Source organism: Acinetobacter brisouisimilis, from assembly GCF_000368265.1.
GTDB lineage: Bacteria > Pseudomonadota > Gammaproteobacteria > Pseudomonadales > Moraxellaceae > Acinetobacter.
The window spans coordinates 762804-778734 of the sequence record NZ_KB851219.1 but is presented as its reverse complement, the minus strand read 5'-3'; the positions used below and the strand labels follow the sequence as shown (position 1 = coordinate 778734).

The following is a 15931-nucleotide window of genomic DNA, read 5'->3' as shown; positions in this document are numbered from 1 at the left end:
ATGTCAAATTCAACACTTTTTTTAATTCAGGGCGATTACAGTAAAGCAGCGTCATTGCTCACACAGCTCCAACAAATGGCAACTCCGCAAGATCAGGTTGTACTCATGGCAGAATCTGCTTTACTGTATGGTGAGCCTGCTTTAGAGCCTTATACACTCTATATCCTCAAAGCAGATGCAGATATTTTGCCTGAAGTAAAACCTCATCTTTTAAACATTATTGATTATTCAGAATTTTCCAATTTATTATTGCAACATACCCGCTGCATCAGTTTGAAATAATCGAGAAAAACATGACTTTAGAACTCGACCAAGATGGTCATTTGCTAGATTACCGAATCTGGAATGAAGATATTGCTCAAGAACTTGCAAACAGTCTAGATATTAAACTAACTGCATGGCATTTTGAAATTTTACATGCAGTTCGCCAATTTTATCAGCAATTTGGGCATTCACCTGCCACTCGCCCTCTAATCAAGTATTTAATGAAAAGCGTCAGCCCTGAAATTAATAATGCTGTACTACAGCAACAGTTCAATACAGGTTTGGTCGCTCGCCATCTGAGTCGTCTGGCTGGTGTTCCCAAACCTGCCAATTGTTTATAAAATTTATCTGCATAAAAAAAGCGCCGAAGCGCTTTTTTTTATTTTATTTGATCTTTGCTTTTGATTTCAGATATTCAACATAATCTGCAAGCTCCTGCTCACTACGACTTTGCTGATACCAGTTTTGCAATTGCTGCATTTGTTCTGCACTAATCGCTTTCGCATCCATTGGTACAACCTTAGACACAGCAATCACAATCATCTCATTTGGTAAAGTTGTTGTTCCAACTGACCACATTCCTTCTTTTGGCGCTGGTAAAGTAAATGCAATGTTAGACACTTCTTTCTTCAAGCCTTGGCGTGGGAATACTCCTGCTTTCTCGAATTTAATGCTTGATGACTGTACCTGAGCAGCGGGCTGGGTTTTAAAGCCATTAAATGTTGCTGCTAAGCGTTGTTTAGCTACCGCCTCTGCTTTTTGATCAAGCACTTTTGCGCGAATTGCAGCAGTCGCCTGAACTAAAGATTGTGTACCAGCAGCATGATAGTTACGAACTTTAACCCAAACTACACTACCATTTGCCAACTGAATGCTACTTGATGCATTACGATCACCATTTTTCACATCATCATTAAAGAGTTTACTTTTAACAGTTGTATCACTTAAGTAGGGATCTTTAGTCCAGACTGTTACTGCTTTTACAGATTGTACTTTGGCAGTTTTTACCTGTTGGGTCACAACATCTAAAGCATCATTGCTAATGACAGTATCATTTAATTTATTGACAACATCACTAAATGCATTGGCTTTTTTGCTTTTCTCAATATCTGCAACCAATTGCGATTTCACTGCTTCAAGTGATGCAATTTTCGCATTTGGCGTTTTCACTTCAATAATGTGATAACCAAAACTTGTTTTTACTGGTTGTGAAACCTGATTATCTGCCAGAGTAGCAACAGCACCATCAAACTCTTTTGAGCCTAACGTACCTGCTTTATAACCATCCAGTAAACCACCTTTATCTTTCGATGTCGGATCTTCAGAATACTGTTTTGCAGCATCTGCAAAGGACATGCCCGCTTTAATTTTTGCTTCAACATCATTGGCAAGTTTCAATGCAGCAGCATCACCGCGATTATCATGGCTAATTAAAATATGGCGAACTTCTTTTGCCACATTTTTCTTCTGAGTCACTAGATATTTGCTATATGCCTGCTGAATTTCAGCATCTGTTGGTGCGGCAGTCGATGTATTCATCATGGCTGGTGTTAACACAACGTAGTCAACATCAACACTCGCGTTTTGTTTAAAATTACTTTTGTGTTTATTGTAATAGTCAGCAATTTCTTGGGCACTAACCGTTAACCCTTTTTTATATTCATCAAGTTTAACGCTTGCCAAATAAATCTCACGCTGCTCAGTTTGAGTTGCTGCCAAGCGCTGAATATCGTTTTTGTCGAGTAATGTGTAATTAGAAATCGTTCCTGAAAGCATTTTTAATGCCTGATCTTTACGCAAATTTGCAATTAACATTTCTTTGGTCATGCCACTGCTACGCAAATAATTACCAAAAGCCTGATCACTGAATTTACCATTCACTTGAAATTCAGGAACTTGTGACAACATTGCAACAAACTGCGTATCGCTTAGATTCAAGCCCATTTTCTGTGCTTGTTGAAGCAATAACTGACGAGCAATTAGGGTATCTAGTGCATTATTACGAATCGCATCCATATTGAGTAAAGATGCGTCACCTTGAACATATTGCAAATATTGCTGTTGATAAGCTTTCACTAAATCATCAAGATCTTTATTGGTAATGTCTTGACCATTTACTGTTTTAGCTACATCGGTTTTTTTCGATCCACTAAAATATCCTTCAATACCTACTAACGCTAAAGGAGTTAGGAATAACACCAGCAATGCGATGCCCAACCAACCTTTGATCAGTTTACGAAACGATTCCATAAGTATTCCAATATTTTATTTGTGTGCGATTTTAACTGAAATCTATAAATGAATGAACGGATTTGCCTTGTTTATTTCGCCAATTCAATAAAAAACGCGCCTTTAGGCGCGCTTAATTGGCTGTCTTATCTTATGCAACAGCGTCTTTCAAGCCTTTACCTGCTTTAAAGCTAGGTACTTTGCTGGCTTCAATGTGCAATTCTGCACCAGTTTTTGGATTGCGGCCTGTACGCGCACTGCGTTCTTTCACGCTAAATGTACCAAAGCCCACTAAAGTTACTGTGTCACCCGCTTTTAACGCTTCAGAGATAGAAGCAATAGTCGCATCCAATGCTTTTCCTGCATCAGTTTTAGACAATCCCCCTTTTGTAGCAATCGCATCAATTAATTCTGATTTATTCATGAAGATTACGTCCTCTTAATTTGGTTGTTAAAGATCCAAGGCTTTCGTATATAACCATACCGCCTTTATAGCAATGCTTGAGGTAAAAAGGCAATACTCATCAAATGCTTTTATAAGATTTTCCCTGCAAAAAACCATGAAAATGCACATTTATTGAGAGCTTTGTGAAAGCTGCTGTCGCAATGCCTGATTTTCTTCAATTAACGCGTCAACTTTACTGTGCAGCGATAGAATCAATTGTTCCAGATGCTGAATGTCTTTACTTGATGCCAATCCCAAGCGATTAAGTGAGGTGTTAACACTCTGATCCAGTATTTTTTCGACTTTGTCTTTGGTTTCATAAACCGATTCTAAAGCTTTATCTGTCACTTTGGTCACAGTCTGATCTGCAAAATCCAAAGTCTTGGCTTCGAGTTCTTCCCCCACTTTGACCAGTGAGTCAAAGAATTTATTGCCTTCTTCTTCAGCACGTGAAAATGCGCCTAACCCTGCCAGCCAAATTTGTTGAGTATATTTGCGAAAATCCAAAGCAGTTTTTTGATTCTGCTTATTTTTTTTCACTTGTGGTTCAACTGTCATATCATCAGATTCATTTTGCTGTTTTATTGTGCTTTTACTCATGCAGCTCCCCCTCTCTTTGTATATCAACAACTGCTTTGCGCATAATCACGTTATAATAACAAAGATATGACTTGAACATTTCCCCAAACTGTTCTACAAAACTACTTCATTTTTTCGACCATTTTCATCGTTCGAGGACAATCAATGGAATCTTCAGATTTTCATTGAGGAATTTTGACTTTATGAGTGAATCTCAACAAACACAAGAACAGCCCAAGTTATTGTTGAACTTTGGCATGATTGCACTAGAAACTTTTTACAGCTTCATTTTTACACATGACGATGTAGTGCAATTACATGCAAAAGAATTCATAGAACAGCAACTCACAGTCAAAGTGAATTGTTATATTCCCTATGTTGACTTTTATGTGCGCTTTACTCGTAAAGGAATTTTGTTTGACCTCCAAGCCCCTGACTCGCCTGTCGACCTTGAAATTAGCGGTACCGTCTTTAGTTATGTCCAAACTTTAGTCTTAGGTCATAAAAAAAGTGTGCGTGGAATTCGCATGTACGGGCATGACAGTCTCAAAGACCCATTTCGAGATTTACTCTCCCAACTCGCACTTCCTAAACTCGCTTCTGACTGGAAAAAATGGTTATTTCGCTCAGAACCTGACAGCGAAGTTGTTGCTTCAAAGAAACGTATTGCACCACTTTTAGAAAAAATTGAATATCAACGTTCTAAAATCAATAGCTTACAGGTTGAAGTTAAACAGTATAAAAACCGTCTACGTCACATAGAAAAAAAGCAACGCCGCTTAAATAGTTTTTTTATTACGGTAATTGTCATACTTTTATGTACTTTGCTATATAATAGTTGGGCTGGTTAAAACAGTCATTTAACCCGTTTAAATCCCGTCTATCTTATTCCTATCAAAAAAACTTGACTATTTTAGTCAGGATTCATAAAATTTAGACATCTAGTCTAAACATGTGTATCGAATTATGCGTTTAACCACTCGCGGTCGCTACGCAGTGACTGCTCTACTCGACCTAGCTTTGCAGCCACCTGAAGAAACGATCACACTTGCAGAAATTGCAGCACGCCAAACAATTTCAGTCGCTTATCTCGAGCAGTTATTTGCTAAGCTTAAACGTCATGGTTTAGTTTCTAGCGTTCGTGGTGCAAATGGTGGTTACCATTTAGCAAGAAGCGCAAATGAAATTACGATTTTAGAAATTATTGAAGCTGTCAATGAAACAGTGGATGCCACACGTTGCGACCATAAAGGTAATTGTCAAAATGGCGCAATGTGCTTAACTCACGACTTATGGCAAGATCTTTCTCACCATATCGCCGATTATTTAGCAAAAATCTCTTTGGCTGACCTCATTTCACGCGACAATGTTCAAACTGTCTCGATTCGCCAAAATACAGCACCTTATGAGTCAGACCTATTATCGGTTACAGGTATTTAACATGAAACGTCCTATTTATCTTGACTACGCAGCAACAACTCCAGTTGACCCACAAGTTGCTGAACGCATGATGGAATGCTTAACCTTTGATGGTACCTTCGGTAACCCAGCATCGCGCTCACATGCTTACGGATGGCAAGCAGAAGAAAAAGTAGAGTATGCACGTGAGCAAGTTGCGAATCTTGTTAAAGCTGATCCACGTGAGATTGTATGGACTTCTGGTGCAACCGAATCGGATAACCTTGCACTTAAAGGCGTTGCTCAGTTCTACGCTTCTAAAGGCAAACATATCATTACCAGTAAAATCGAACATAAAGCGGTTTTAGATACTTGTCGTGAGCTCGAAGCAGAAGGTTTTGAAATTACCTATATTGAACCTCAACCACAAACAGGTTTGATTACACCTGAAATGGTGGCTGCTGAACTTCGTCCAGATACGATTTTAGTGTCCCTCATGATGGTGAACAATGAAATTGGTACGGTAACAGATGTTGCTGCAATTGGTGAATTGACTCGCGCCAACAAAACTTTCTTGCATGTTGATGCTGCTCAAGCTGCAGGCAAGATTGAAATTGATCTTAGTCAAATGAAAGTTGACCTGATGAGTTTCTCTGGTCACAAGATTTATGGCCCTAAAGGGATTGGTGCGCTTTATGTACGCCGTAGCCCACGTGTTCGCCTAAAAGCACAAATGCACGGTGGCGGTCATGAACGTGGTATGCGTTCTGGTACACTGGCAACCCATCAAATCGTAGGTATGGGCGAAGCATTTGAACTTGCAGGTAAAAACCTTCAAGCAGAACAAGCTCGCTTACGTGTACTGCGTGACAAATTATGGAATGGCTTGCAAAGCTTAGAACAAGTTTTCCTAAACGGTCACCCAACATACAATGTTGCCAACTATTTAAATGTCAGCTTTAACTTTGTTGAAGGTGAATCTTTAATGATGGCACTTAAAGATGTTGCTGTTTCAAGCGGCTCTGCATGTACTTCTGCAACACTAGAACCATCTTACGTGTTACGTGCACTAGGTTTGTCTGACGAACTTGCACATAGCTCAATCCGTTTCAGTTTTGGTAAATACACAACTGAAGAAGATATTGATCACGTAATTAGCATTACTCAAACTGCTGTAGAAAAACTTCGTGAGCTTTCACCGCTTTGGGATATGTACAAAGAAGGCATCGACCTTTCAACAGTTGAATGGGCAGAACATTAATCCTTGCGATTAATGTTTTTACCCCCATATTAAATTAAGGATACTCAGGCTGACCCCCTAGGTTCGGAGAAAGACCATGGCATATAGCGATAAAGTCATTGACCATTATGAAAACCCACGTAATGTTGGCGTACTTGACAAAAATGCAACCAACGTAGGTACAGGTATGGTCGGTGCACCTGCATGTGGCGACGTAATGCGCTTACAAATCCAAGTGAACGATGAAGGTGTAATTGAAGAAGCACGTTTCAAAACTTATGGTTGCGGCTCTGCGATTGCATCAAGTTCACTGGTAACCGAATGGTTAAAAGGTAAAACACTTGATGAAGCACAAGCAATCAAGAACATTGATATTGCGACTGAACTTGCTTTACCACCTGTAAAGATTCACTGTTCGGTATTGGCAGAAGACGCGATCAAAGCTGCGATTGAAGATTATCGTAGCAAAAAATCAAATGCATAATTGTTTGGCAAGATAAATTCACGGAGTTTTCATGATCCATTTAACTGAAAATGCAGCCACTCATATTAGCAATTACCTGAAAAATCGTGGTAAGGGTGAAGGCATTCGCGTTGGGGTGAAAACTTCAGGCTGTTCAGGTTTAGCGTATGTACTCGAATTTGTAGATGAAGTCGATACACATGATCAAATTTTTGAACAGTTTGGCGTAAAAGTTTTTGTTGATCCTAAGAGCTTAGTTTATCTCGAAGGATTAGAAATGGACTATGTTAAAAATGGTCTAAACGAAGGCTTTGAATTTAATAACCCAAACAAAAAAGGTGAATGTGGTTGCGGTGAGTCTTTCACTGTTTAATTCTCCCCTTCTCCTTCATTTTCAATAAAACAGTGTATAATTCACTGTTTTATTGACATTTACCTCGTGGAAATTATCCCCCATGAATCATTTTGAGTTGTTCGAATTACCTGTAGCGCTCGATATTGATTTAGCAGCTTTAAAAAATAGCTTTTTAAAATTGCAACAACAATATCACCCTGACAAAGCACAAGATAAAGATCAAGCACTCATCAAATCGAGTGCAATTAATCAAGCCTATAAAGTTCTGTCTCATGTCGACAGCCGCTCTGCTTATTTGCTTTCGCTTAAAAAACAAGACCATGGTCTTGATCAGTCGATTCATGATTTTGAATTTTTACAGTCAGCACTTGAAATTCGTGAACAACTTGATGAAGCACAAAATCCAGAACAACTTCACTCTCTAAAAGACGAAGTGAATCAATGGATTGGTAGTTTGGTTCGTGAATTTAAAATCGATTATGATGATGAAGACTGGGGCGAAGCACGCGATACTGTACGCAAGTTACGCTTCTTCCAGCGTGTCATGAATGACATTGATAAAGCTGAAGATCAGTTACTTGATGATGAACAGTATGATCTGGATGATGATTTTTAATTTTTATATTCAAGGATTTTAACAGATGGCTCTCTTGCAAATTGCTGAACCTGGTCAGTCAAGTGCGCCTCACGAACACCGTGTTGCGATTGGTATTGATTTAGGCACAACGCACTCTTTGGTTGCCACTGTACGCTCAGGCCAAGCTAAAGTTTTAGAAGATGAACATGGTCGGGTTTTATTGCCATCGATTGTGCATTATGCAAAAGAACAAAATGCTTACGGTGAGGAAGCCAAACCATTTGTTACCCGCGATCCTAAAAACACCATTGTTTCAGTCAAACGTTTTATGGGTCGTTCTAAAGCAGATATCAAATTTCAACATCCGTATGAACTGGTTGGCGCAGACAATGAAATGCCTGCATTCCAAACCAATGCCGGACCAAAAACACCTGTTGAAATTTCTGCTGATATTTTAAAACAACTTAAACTCCGTGCCGAAGACAGTATTCAGCAACCTATTACAGGCGCTGTGATTACCGTCCCTGCATATTTTGATGAAGCACAGCGCCAAGCAACGCGTGATGCGGCTCAGCTTGCGGGCTTAAATGTTTTACGTCTCCTCAATGAACCAACAGCCGCAGCGGTTGCCTATGGTTTAGATCAGGAAACCAACTTATCTACTGACCGCAACTATGTCATTTATGACTTGGGCGGCGGGACATTTGACGTATCGATTTTGCGCTTCTCGCAAGGCGTGTTTGAAGTATTGGCAACAGGCGGACATACTGCACTCGGTGGCGATGACCTCGACCGTTTAATCGTAAAATGGGCAAAAAAACAGTTGAATCTAGATGAACTAGATGATGCTGAACATGCACACTTTATGGTGACAGCACGTAAAGCTAAAGAGCAACTGTCTGAGTTAGAACATGTTCAATTGCATTTGCTTGAACAAGTCATCACTTTAGATCGCCTAACATTTGAATCAATTATTCAGGTGGCGCTTGAGCGTACCATTACTGTCTGTAAACGAGTACTGCGTGATGCCAAACTTGAACTCGGCGATATTCAAAATGTCGTACTGGTCGGTGGTTCAACACGTTCATATGCAGTAAAGAAAGTTGTTGCGGAAGTTTTCCAGCAAGAGCCTTTATGTACCATCAACCCAGATGAAGTGGTAGCCATTGGCGCAGCGATTACTGCAAATCAATTGGTTGGTAATAGCCAAGATGGTTCATTACTGCTCGATGTTACACCTCTGTCTTTAGGTCTAGAAACCATGGGCGGACTGGTTGAGCGTCTGATTTCACGTAATACCGCCATTCCTGTAGCGCGTCGTCAAGAATTTACTACCTATCAAGATGGCCAAAGTGCCATGCTGATTCATGTGGTACAAGGCGAGCGTGATCTGGTTGAACACTGCCGTTCTTTAGGTCGTTTTGTGCTGCGTGGTATTCCACCAATGACTGCAGGTCAGGCACGCATTGAAGTGACATTCCAAGTTGATGCTGATGGTTTATTGGCTGTTTCTGCACGTGAAACTACGTCAGGGGTTGAAGCACATATCGACATTAAACCATCTTACGGTTTATCCGATACCGATATGGAACGCTTACTCCTTGAAGGTTTCCAACATGCCGAAGAAGATAAACAGCTTCGTCATCTGCAAGAAACCAAAGTGGAAGCGCAACGTGAACTTGAAGCGTTGACTCAAGCACTGAAAACAGATGCCAACTTACTCAATGACACTCAGCTCAGCGAATTGCAGCAAGCTCAGCAAAAAGTTGCTGACCAGTTACAAGGTCAAGATCTCCAAGCCATTGAGCAAGCTGTCAACCAGCTTAAAGTTCACAGTGATGCTTTTGCTGCGTTACGTATGAACCGTCACATTGACCATGCCCTCAAAGGCACTAAACTCGATGACTGGTCAAACTCAACTTCTGAATAGGTAAAGATATGCCACGTATTAAAGTTCTTCCGCATGCCCAGATTTGCCCTGAAGGTGCAGAGTTTGAAGTCGAAAATCACAGTAATTTATGTGAAAGCTTACTCAAAAATGGTATCAAGATTGAACATGCTTGTGACATGTCTTGTGCATGCACCACTTGCCATGTAATTGTTCGTCGTGGTTTTGACAGCCTAGAAGAGATGCATGATGTTGAAGCTGACTTGCTTGATCGTGCATGGGGCTTAGAGCCTGATTCACGCTTGTCTTGTCAGGTGAAGGTGGAAAATGAGGACTTGGAAGTTGAAATTCCAAAGTACACCATCAACCATGCATCAGAAAATCACTAAGTCTTAGACTTTATCGGACTCAAAGCCACCGAGCTTTGAGCCCGAATCTTGCACTTCATCGCGAGCATCTAAACGCGCAATTCCCTGCTCTGTCGTCAATTCATGCTGAGTTTGAATCCGCTCTTTCATTTGTTCCAAGACATCAAGCAACTGCTGATATTCATAATGCTGCACTTCATCCAGATTTAACAACAAATGAAAACCTTTGTATTCATAGTCAAACCATTGTTGTAGATCAGAACGAATTCCTGTGTATTTATCAATAACTTGCCAAGTTTTTATTGGCTCACTCAAACCTTTGAGCTGCATCAGGTCTTTCGGAACGCAAACAAATTCATCTTTTACTAAACGATAAGTTTCATCAGCAATCAAAATTTCGTCTGGATGTGCTGCTCCTTGCAAGCGTGCTGCCAAGTTGACATCATGACCGATCAACGTATATGACATTCGGTAGTCTGAGCCGTAATTTCCAACGTGACAATAACCAGTACTCACGCCCATACGAATGTGTAGCTCAGGAAAGCCCATTTTTAGCCAGCGTTCGCGCAGCACATGCATTTGCTGACGCATGGTAATCGCCATTTCTATACAATGTTTGGCATCTTGCTCTACGCCTCGCGATTGTGGATCACCAAAGAAAATTAGCATACCATCACCAATAAACTTATCTAAGGTGCCTTCATAGCGCTTGGCAATTTCAGCCATATGACTCAAATAATCATTTAAGACAAATGCCAGATCATCTGGAATCAGTTTTTCAGCCAGTTGAGTAAAACCGATCACGTCTGAAAAAAACACAGTCATTTTTTTACGCTTATAATCAATTTTCGCTTGAGTATCACCACGCATGATCGATTGCCATAACTGCAACGGTGCATAACGACTGAGCTGATTGGAAAACTGAATATAACGGTTCATCTGTTCCTGATAATAATCTTTGGTTGTCATCAGGTTTTTTAATGCTTTCTTATTAAAATAATTGGTTACGCCAAAGCAGGCACAGAAGCAGATAAAACTATAAATAGTCAAATAGATACTGGCATCTTCAAAATAGTTTTCAAAACCAAAAAATAAAAAAGCACTGACATAAAAAGTCATGACAGCACACAGGAAGCCAAGACTATAGCCAACAAAAGAAATTTTATTGAATGAAGTTGATAAATACCAAAACGACGCGAGTATTAGGCCGCTAAAAACGAAAGATAAATGTACCGCAGATAAAGCTGCCGCTATGACACACAAGTCCAAGACAAAAACAATTTGCTTAATTTGGTGGCGGGTAAATTTATGTTTTGCAAGCGTAAATATACAGAGTATTGCAACAAAAGCAGCAGCTGCAAAAATGCTAACCACATAATGCTGAAATTGTAGAGGCATCGGAAAATAGTAGAGTAACACACCAAACGAAAGCATGAGATAAGCAATGAATCTATACACACTTTCCAGCACAAACTTATTATTTACATTCCGCTCAAATGGCACCTTTGCCCCACCTCTAAGCAACATTATGTGGATAAATGAATTAGTCCATTCGCCAGTCAAATGGCATTTCACCCTGACCACGTAGTGCCAGCATTAACGTCTGACGCATATGTGCCAATACATCGTTGCTATACGGTACTGCTGGTAAACCCCAAACAGGTTTTGGCCAAGCAACATCATTTTGATAACGTACAATATGATGAAAATGTAGTTGCGGTACCATGTTACCCAATGCTGCCACATTCATTTTATCGGCACGAAATACACGTGATAACTGACTAGATAACCAGCTTGATTCACGCAGGAACTGTTCCTGATCGGCTTGGCTAAGTTCATACAGTTCGGTAATTCCTGGTACACGAGGAACCAAGATTAACCAAGGGAATTGCATATCGTTCATTAAACGACAAGTTGATAATGGAAAATCACCAACCAAAAAAGTATCTTGCGCAAGTTGCGGATGTAAACTAAACATATCTTTATAAATGGTAAAAATAACGAAAAGTGGTTTTATACTAACATATCCATCCTGACATGAATATGAACGGATTGTGCTTTATCGCTCGAATATACGCGATTAGGCGATATATTCGAGCCGCCAAAAAACTAGCTTGCAGGTAATTCCCGAATCAGCTGTGCCAAGGCATCTTGCATAAAACGAATACGTTTTTCATAGTCTTCCAGCATCACCATAATTTTCAGGCGCTGCCCACCATCCATACGAAAATACGTTGGCTGGCACTGCATCATCTGAATAATACTAATAGCTTGTACAGGCGTATCAGGCGAAAACTCAACATAGCCGCCATTGCTATTTATATCAATTTTAACAATACCAAGTTGCTCCGCCTGAATCCGAATTTCATGCACACTAAACAACTGTTTCACCGCGACAGGTAAAATCCCAAAACGGTCAATCAACTCCATACGGATATTGTCGAGTTTTTCCTGACTGTTGGTATTACTGATGCGTTTGTAAAATAATAACCGCTGATGCACATCACCCAAGTAATCATCAGGGATGAGTGCAGGCATATGCAGATTGATTTCCGCAATCAAACTCAACGGCGCATCAAAGTTTGGTGTTCGACCGAGCTGAATGGCTTTGGTGGCTTTTTCAAGCATTTCCATATACAAGCTAAAACCAATCGCTTGCATTGAACCACTCTGTTTTTCACCCAACAGTTCACCTGCACCACGGATTTCCAGATCTTCGGTTGCCAACATAAAGCCAGCACCCAAAGTCGATGCACGCTGAATGGCATCCAGGCGTTTTTCGGCATCGCCTTTTAAACCTTTAAGTGAAGGTACCATGAGGTAGGCATAGGCTTGATGATGTGATCGACCCACACGACCACGCAGCTGATGCAACTGAGCTAGCCCGAGTTTGTCTGCACGCTCAATAATCATGGTATTGGCGTTGGGCACATCAATGCCCGTTTCCACAATGGTTGAACACACCAAGACATTATATTCTTTGTGATAGAACTGCTGCATGACTTGTTCCAGTTCGCGTTCACGCATTTGCCCATGGGCTACAGCAACCCGTGCTTCAGGCACCAAATGACGGAGATTTTCTGCCGTACGTTCAATGGTATCAACTTCATTGTGCAAGAAATACACCTGCCCGCCACGCAGCAATTCACGCAAAATGGCTTCTTTAATGGTGGCTTCAGTCTGTTCTTGTACAAAAGTTTTCACCGCCAAACGGCGTGCAGGTGGCGTGGCAATAATCGATAAATCACGCATGCCACTAAATGACATGTTCAATGTCCGTGGAATTGGCGTCGCAGTCAAGGTCAGCATATCCACATCGGCACGCAAGGCTTTTATACGCTCTTTGTCGCGTACACCAAAACGATGTTCTTCATCGACAATCATTAAGCCCAAATCTTTAAACTGGATATTTTCCTGCAAGATTTTGTGCGTGCCAATCACAATATCAACCTTGCCTTCTGCCATATCTTCAATGACTTTTTGATGGGTCTTACTTGAACCAAAGCGAGACAAGACTTCGATCCGAATCGGCCAGTCAGCAAAACGGTCTTTAAATGATTCATAATGCTGCTGTGCTAACAGCGTGGTGGGTACAAGTACCGCAACCTGTTTCGAGTTCTGCACCGCGACAAATGCTGCACGCATCGCCACTTCGGTTTTGCCAAAACCAACATCACCACAAACCAAGCGATCCATCGGTTTGGCTTGTTGCATGTCATATAATGTAGCTTCAATAGCATTGGCCTGATCCAGCGTTTCCTCATAGGCAAAACCACTGGCAAACTGCATATACATGCCCTGATCCAGCTCAAAACCAAAACCTGGCTTGGATTGGCGGCGCGCCTGAATATGTAAAAGTTCAGCAGCGACATCATGAATTTGTTCCAGTGCCTTACGTTTGGCTTTATTCCATGCGTCATTACCCAGTTTATGTAAAGGCGCTAAATCTGGATCACCTCCGCTATACCGGCTAATCAGATTCAGGTTCGATACAGGCACATAGATTTTCGCGCCATCTGCATAATCAAGCTGTAAAAATTCATGTTCCTGATTATCAATGGTTAAGTTCACCAAACCTGCATAACGTCCGACCCCATGATCAATATGAACTACAGGTGCACCAATACTCAGCTCAGTTAAACTACGAACCAGAAATTCTTCAGAAATTTCCTGCTGACGCTTACGGCGACGCTGTACAACCCGATGTTCATACAGTTGGTTTTCGGAAATCACCGCGAGATGATCATGAATCACCAACCCACGATCTAAAGGCGCGTTGGTAATTGCAATCGAATATTGTTCTTTTAAAAACTGCTGAAACGAGTCAACTTGCGGAATATCGCCAAAGCTTGAACGCAAAGCATCTTTTAAGGTTTCACGCCGCCCTGCACTTTCCGCAACCAACAGCACAGGGTAGCTCACCGCATCAACATAATGTTTTACATGGCTAAATGGTCGTTCTAATTTGGCATCCACAGGCAGTTTGGGCGGCGCATCGGTAGCAAGATTGATCGCCCCTGCCTTTTCAGCAATCGGGTCAACTGAAACCACAATACGGCGGAAATGATTGACCTGCTCTAGAATCTGCTGTGGGTTTAAAAATAAATCTTCAGGCGACAGTAATGGCTGATCAACATTATGACGTCGATCTTCATAACGCCTATACACATCTTGCCAGAACTGGGTCAGACCCTCATCGAGATCATCGGTATTGATGACAATAGTCTGTTCAGGAAAGTAACTGCTGAGCATACTTTCCTGTTGCATAGCCGTTTTTTCAAAAAATAACGGTAGATAAAACTCCAGACCAGAAGATGCGATTCCTTCTAACGCATCCTGATAAATTGGGTTTTTCTTTGGGTTTGCAGTTGGAAAGCTTTCAGCATAACGTTCACGAAACAGCGCGCGAGCTTCTTTAAGTGGAAATTCTTTAGCGGGTAAAATACGGAATTGCTGAATGGTTTGCGTGGTACGCTGGGTTTCAGGATCAAAATATTTGAGCGTGTCAATTTCATCATCAAATAAATCAATCCGGATCGGTGCTTCCTGACCAGAAGCATAAACATCGACAATGCTGCCGCGCACCGCAAATTCACCATGATCATACACAGTGTCAACCAGTTGATAACCTGCTTGAATCAAACGTTTTTTCTGTTGTTCTAGGTCAAATTTCTGACCAACTTTTAAATCAAAATGCGCACCGAGTACCCAAGACATAGGTGCAACGCGCTGGGCAAATGTCGATGCTGAAACCAGTAAAATGCCTTGCTGCGGCATATTGGCTAAAATAGCCAGTCGTTCTGAGACAATATCTTGATGCGGAGATAAACGATCATAAGGCAAAATTTCCCAATCTGGGAAAATAGTTGGTTTTAGCCCATAAAACTCAAGTTCACTTTCTAGCTGTGCCAAATGCTGATTGTTGCGTGCAATCAGTACAAATAAATGCGGAAATTGTTCGGCAATTTCTTTAAATAATAGCGCACCCGCTGAACCAAGTAGCCCACCAACCCAGCGTTTTTCATGCTGTTTAAATTGATTGAGTTTTAGTGCAGAAATTTCTTTGGTAAAAATAGACATGGAATCAAGTTTTAGTCCGTTTTTCATAGGCTAAATACTATCATGCCTACTCCAGGCTGTTCAGAATATTGCATTAAATTTCAGATTAATCTTCAAAATTTGCTGATGTTCGTTACACAAAAAGTAGTAAAAAACAGATTCAATGACTCAACCAAATTCAGTTCTTACAGCGCTTCGCTTTTAAAAATAATTGATACTTTAAACAGAAAAATTAATTTAGGATAAAAAACGTCAAATATTGGCAATGTGGAAGAAGATGCAGATCTAATTTCAAGACAGATAAACTGTTCAGCTCAAGACTTCTGTTGACTGTTATTCGGATTCTATTTTCTCATGATTTATACTTTTTTATATTTCCAACTGGTTGAAAAGTTAGATTTAATCCTGATAATGCACCCTAGAAATCATTCTTGTTTTAAATTATTTAATAAAATAAACAAATAGCACATATAAAAAAAGCTTGCATACAATTTTATTTCATGTATAGTTAACCTAACTAGAAAAAAAGTATTGTTTAGTAAATCTTCTTTAAGTATCGTAGTTTT

16 protein-coding genes are annotated in these 15931 nt (G+C 40.5%); 10 read left to right on the top strand and 6 right to left on the bottom strand.

What is annotated here, in order from left to right:
- Together F975_RS07405 and F975_RS07400 are read left to right on the top strand one after the other, a co-directional pair.
- Window positions 1–282: a hypothetical protein gene (locus F975_RS07405; RefSeq protein WP_004751853.1), complete on the top strand. Its 282-nt coding sequence runs from the start codon at window positions 1–3 to the stop codon at window positions 280–282.
- 11 nt (window positions 283–293) lie between these two features.
- Window positions 294–605, top strand: coding sequence for a TusE/DsrC/DsvC family sulfur relay protein (locus tag F975_RS07400; protein WP_004751851.1), 312 nt, complete (start codon window positions 294–296; stop codon window positions 603–605).
- Window positions 606–648: 43 nt separating this feature from the next.
- On the opposite strand, the gene F975_RS07395 is transcribed toward F975_RS07400, so the two are convergent.
- The 3 genes from F975_RS07395 to F975_RS07385 all read right to left on the bottom strand — a co-directional run bounded on the left by F975_RS07395 (window position 649) and on the right by F975_RS07385 (window position 3496).
- Window positions 649–2514, bottom strand: a complete 1866-nt coding sequence (locus tag F975_RS07395; protein WP_004751849.1) for a SurA N-terminal domain-containing protein — start codon at window positions 2512–2514, stop codon at window positions 649–651.
- A gap of 130 nt (window positions 2515–2644) precedes the next feature.
- Window positions 2645–2917, bottom strand: coding sequence for an HU family DNA-binding protein (locus F975_RS07390; protein WP_004751847.1), 273 nt, complete (start codon window positions 2915–2917; stop codon window positions 2645–2647).
- A gap of 150 nt (window positions 2918–3067) precedes the next feature.
- On the bottom strand, window positions 3068–3496 hold the full coding sequence (locus F975_RS07385; RefSeq protein WP_228127435.1) for a phasin family protein: 429 nt from the start codon (window positions 3494–3496) through the stop codon (window positions 3068–3070).
- Window positions 3497–3720: 224 nt separating this feature from the next.
- On the opposite strand from F975_RS07385, the gene F975_RS07380 reads away from it, so the two are divergent.
- The 8 genes from F975_RS07380 to fdx all read left to right on the top strand — a co-directional run bounded on the left by F975_RS07380 (window position 3721) and on the right by fdx (window position 9827).
- Window positions 3721–4368 (top strand): hypothetical protein, encoded by a 648-nt coding sequence (locus tag F975_RS07380; protein WP_004751844.1) that lies wholly within the window; start codon window positions 3721–3723, stop codon window positions 4366–4368.
- Between the two features lie 115 nt (window positions 4369–4483).
- The gene (locus F975_RS07375; RefSeq protein WP_004751842.1) at window positions 4484–4957 is read left to right on the top strand and encodes an Rrf2 family transcriptional regulator; all 474 of its coding nucleotides are present in this window, start codon (window positions 4484–4486) and stop codon (window positions 4955–4957) included.
- Window position 4958: 1 nt separating this feature from the next.
- Window positions 4959–6176 (top strand): IscS subfamily cysteine desulfurase, encoded by a 1218-nt coding sequence (locus F975_RS07370; RefSeq protein WP_004751841.1) that lies wholly within the window; start codon window positions 4959–4961, stop codon window positions 6174–6176.
- A gap of 76 nt (window positions 6177–6252) precedes the next feature.
- On the top strand, window positions 6253–6639 hold the full coding sequence (gene iscU / locus F975_RS07365) for a Fe-S cluster assembly scaffold IscU (protein WP_004751839.1): 387 nt from the start codon (window positions 6253–6255) through the stop codon (window positions 6637–6639).
- 31 nt (window positions 6640–6670) lie between these two features.
- On the top strand, window positions 6671–6991 hold the full coding sequence (gene iscA / locus F975_RS07360) for an iron-sulfur cluster assembly protein IscA (protein ID WP_004751838.1): 321 nt from the start codon (window positions 6671–6673) through the stop codon (window positions 6989–6991).
- 82 nt (window positions 6992–7073) lie between these two features.
- A complete protein-coding gene (gene hscB / locus F975_RS07355; RefSeq protein WP_004751837.1) occupies window positions 7074–7589 on the top strand; it encodes a Fe-S protein assembly co-chaperone HscB in 516 nt (171 codons plus the stop codon).
- Between the two features lie 25 nt (window positions 7590–7614).
- On the top strand, window positions 7615–9480 hold the full coding sequence (gene hscA / locus F975_RS07350; RefSeq protein ID WP_004751836.1) for a Fe-S protein assembly chaperone HscA: 1866 nt from the start codon (window positions 7615–7617) through the stop codon (window positions 9478–9480).
- A gap of 8 nt (window positions 9481–9488) precedes the next feature.
- On the top strand, window positions 9489–9827 hold the full coding sequence (gene fdx / locus F975_RS07345; protein ID WP_004751834.1) for an ISC system 2Fe-2S type ferredoxin: 339 nt from the start codon (window positions 9489–9491) through the stop codon (window positions 9825–9827).
- 3 nt (window positions 9828–9830) lie between these two features.
- Here fdx and F975_RS07340 read toward each other — a convergent pair whose 3' ends face one another.
- The 3 genes from F975_RS07340 to mfd form a co-directional block, all read right to left on the bottom strand.
- Window positions 9831–11309, bottom strand: coding sequence for an adenylate/guanylate cyclase domain-containing protein (locus tag F975_RS07340; RefSeq protein WP_004751833.1), 1479 nt, complete (start codon window positions 11307–11309; stop codon window positions 9831–9833).
- 40 nt (window positions 11310–11349) lie between these two features.
- Window positions 11350–11784 carry an HIT domain-containing protein gene (locus F975_RS07335; protein WP_004751830.1) on the bottom strand — a complete coding sequence of 145 codons (435 nt, stop codon included), beginning with the start codon at window positions 11782–11784 and terminating at the stop codon, window positions 11350–11352.
- Window positions 11785–11915: 131 nt separating this feature from the next.
- A complete protein-coding gene (gene mfd, locus F975_RS07330; protein ID WP_034426208.1) occupies window positions 11916–15380 on the bottom strand; it encodes a transcription-repair coupling factor in 3465 nt (1154 codons plus the stop codon).
- Window positions 15381–15931 lie beyond the last annotated feature (551 nt).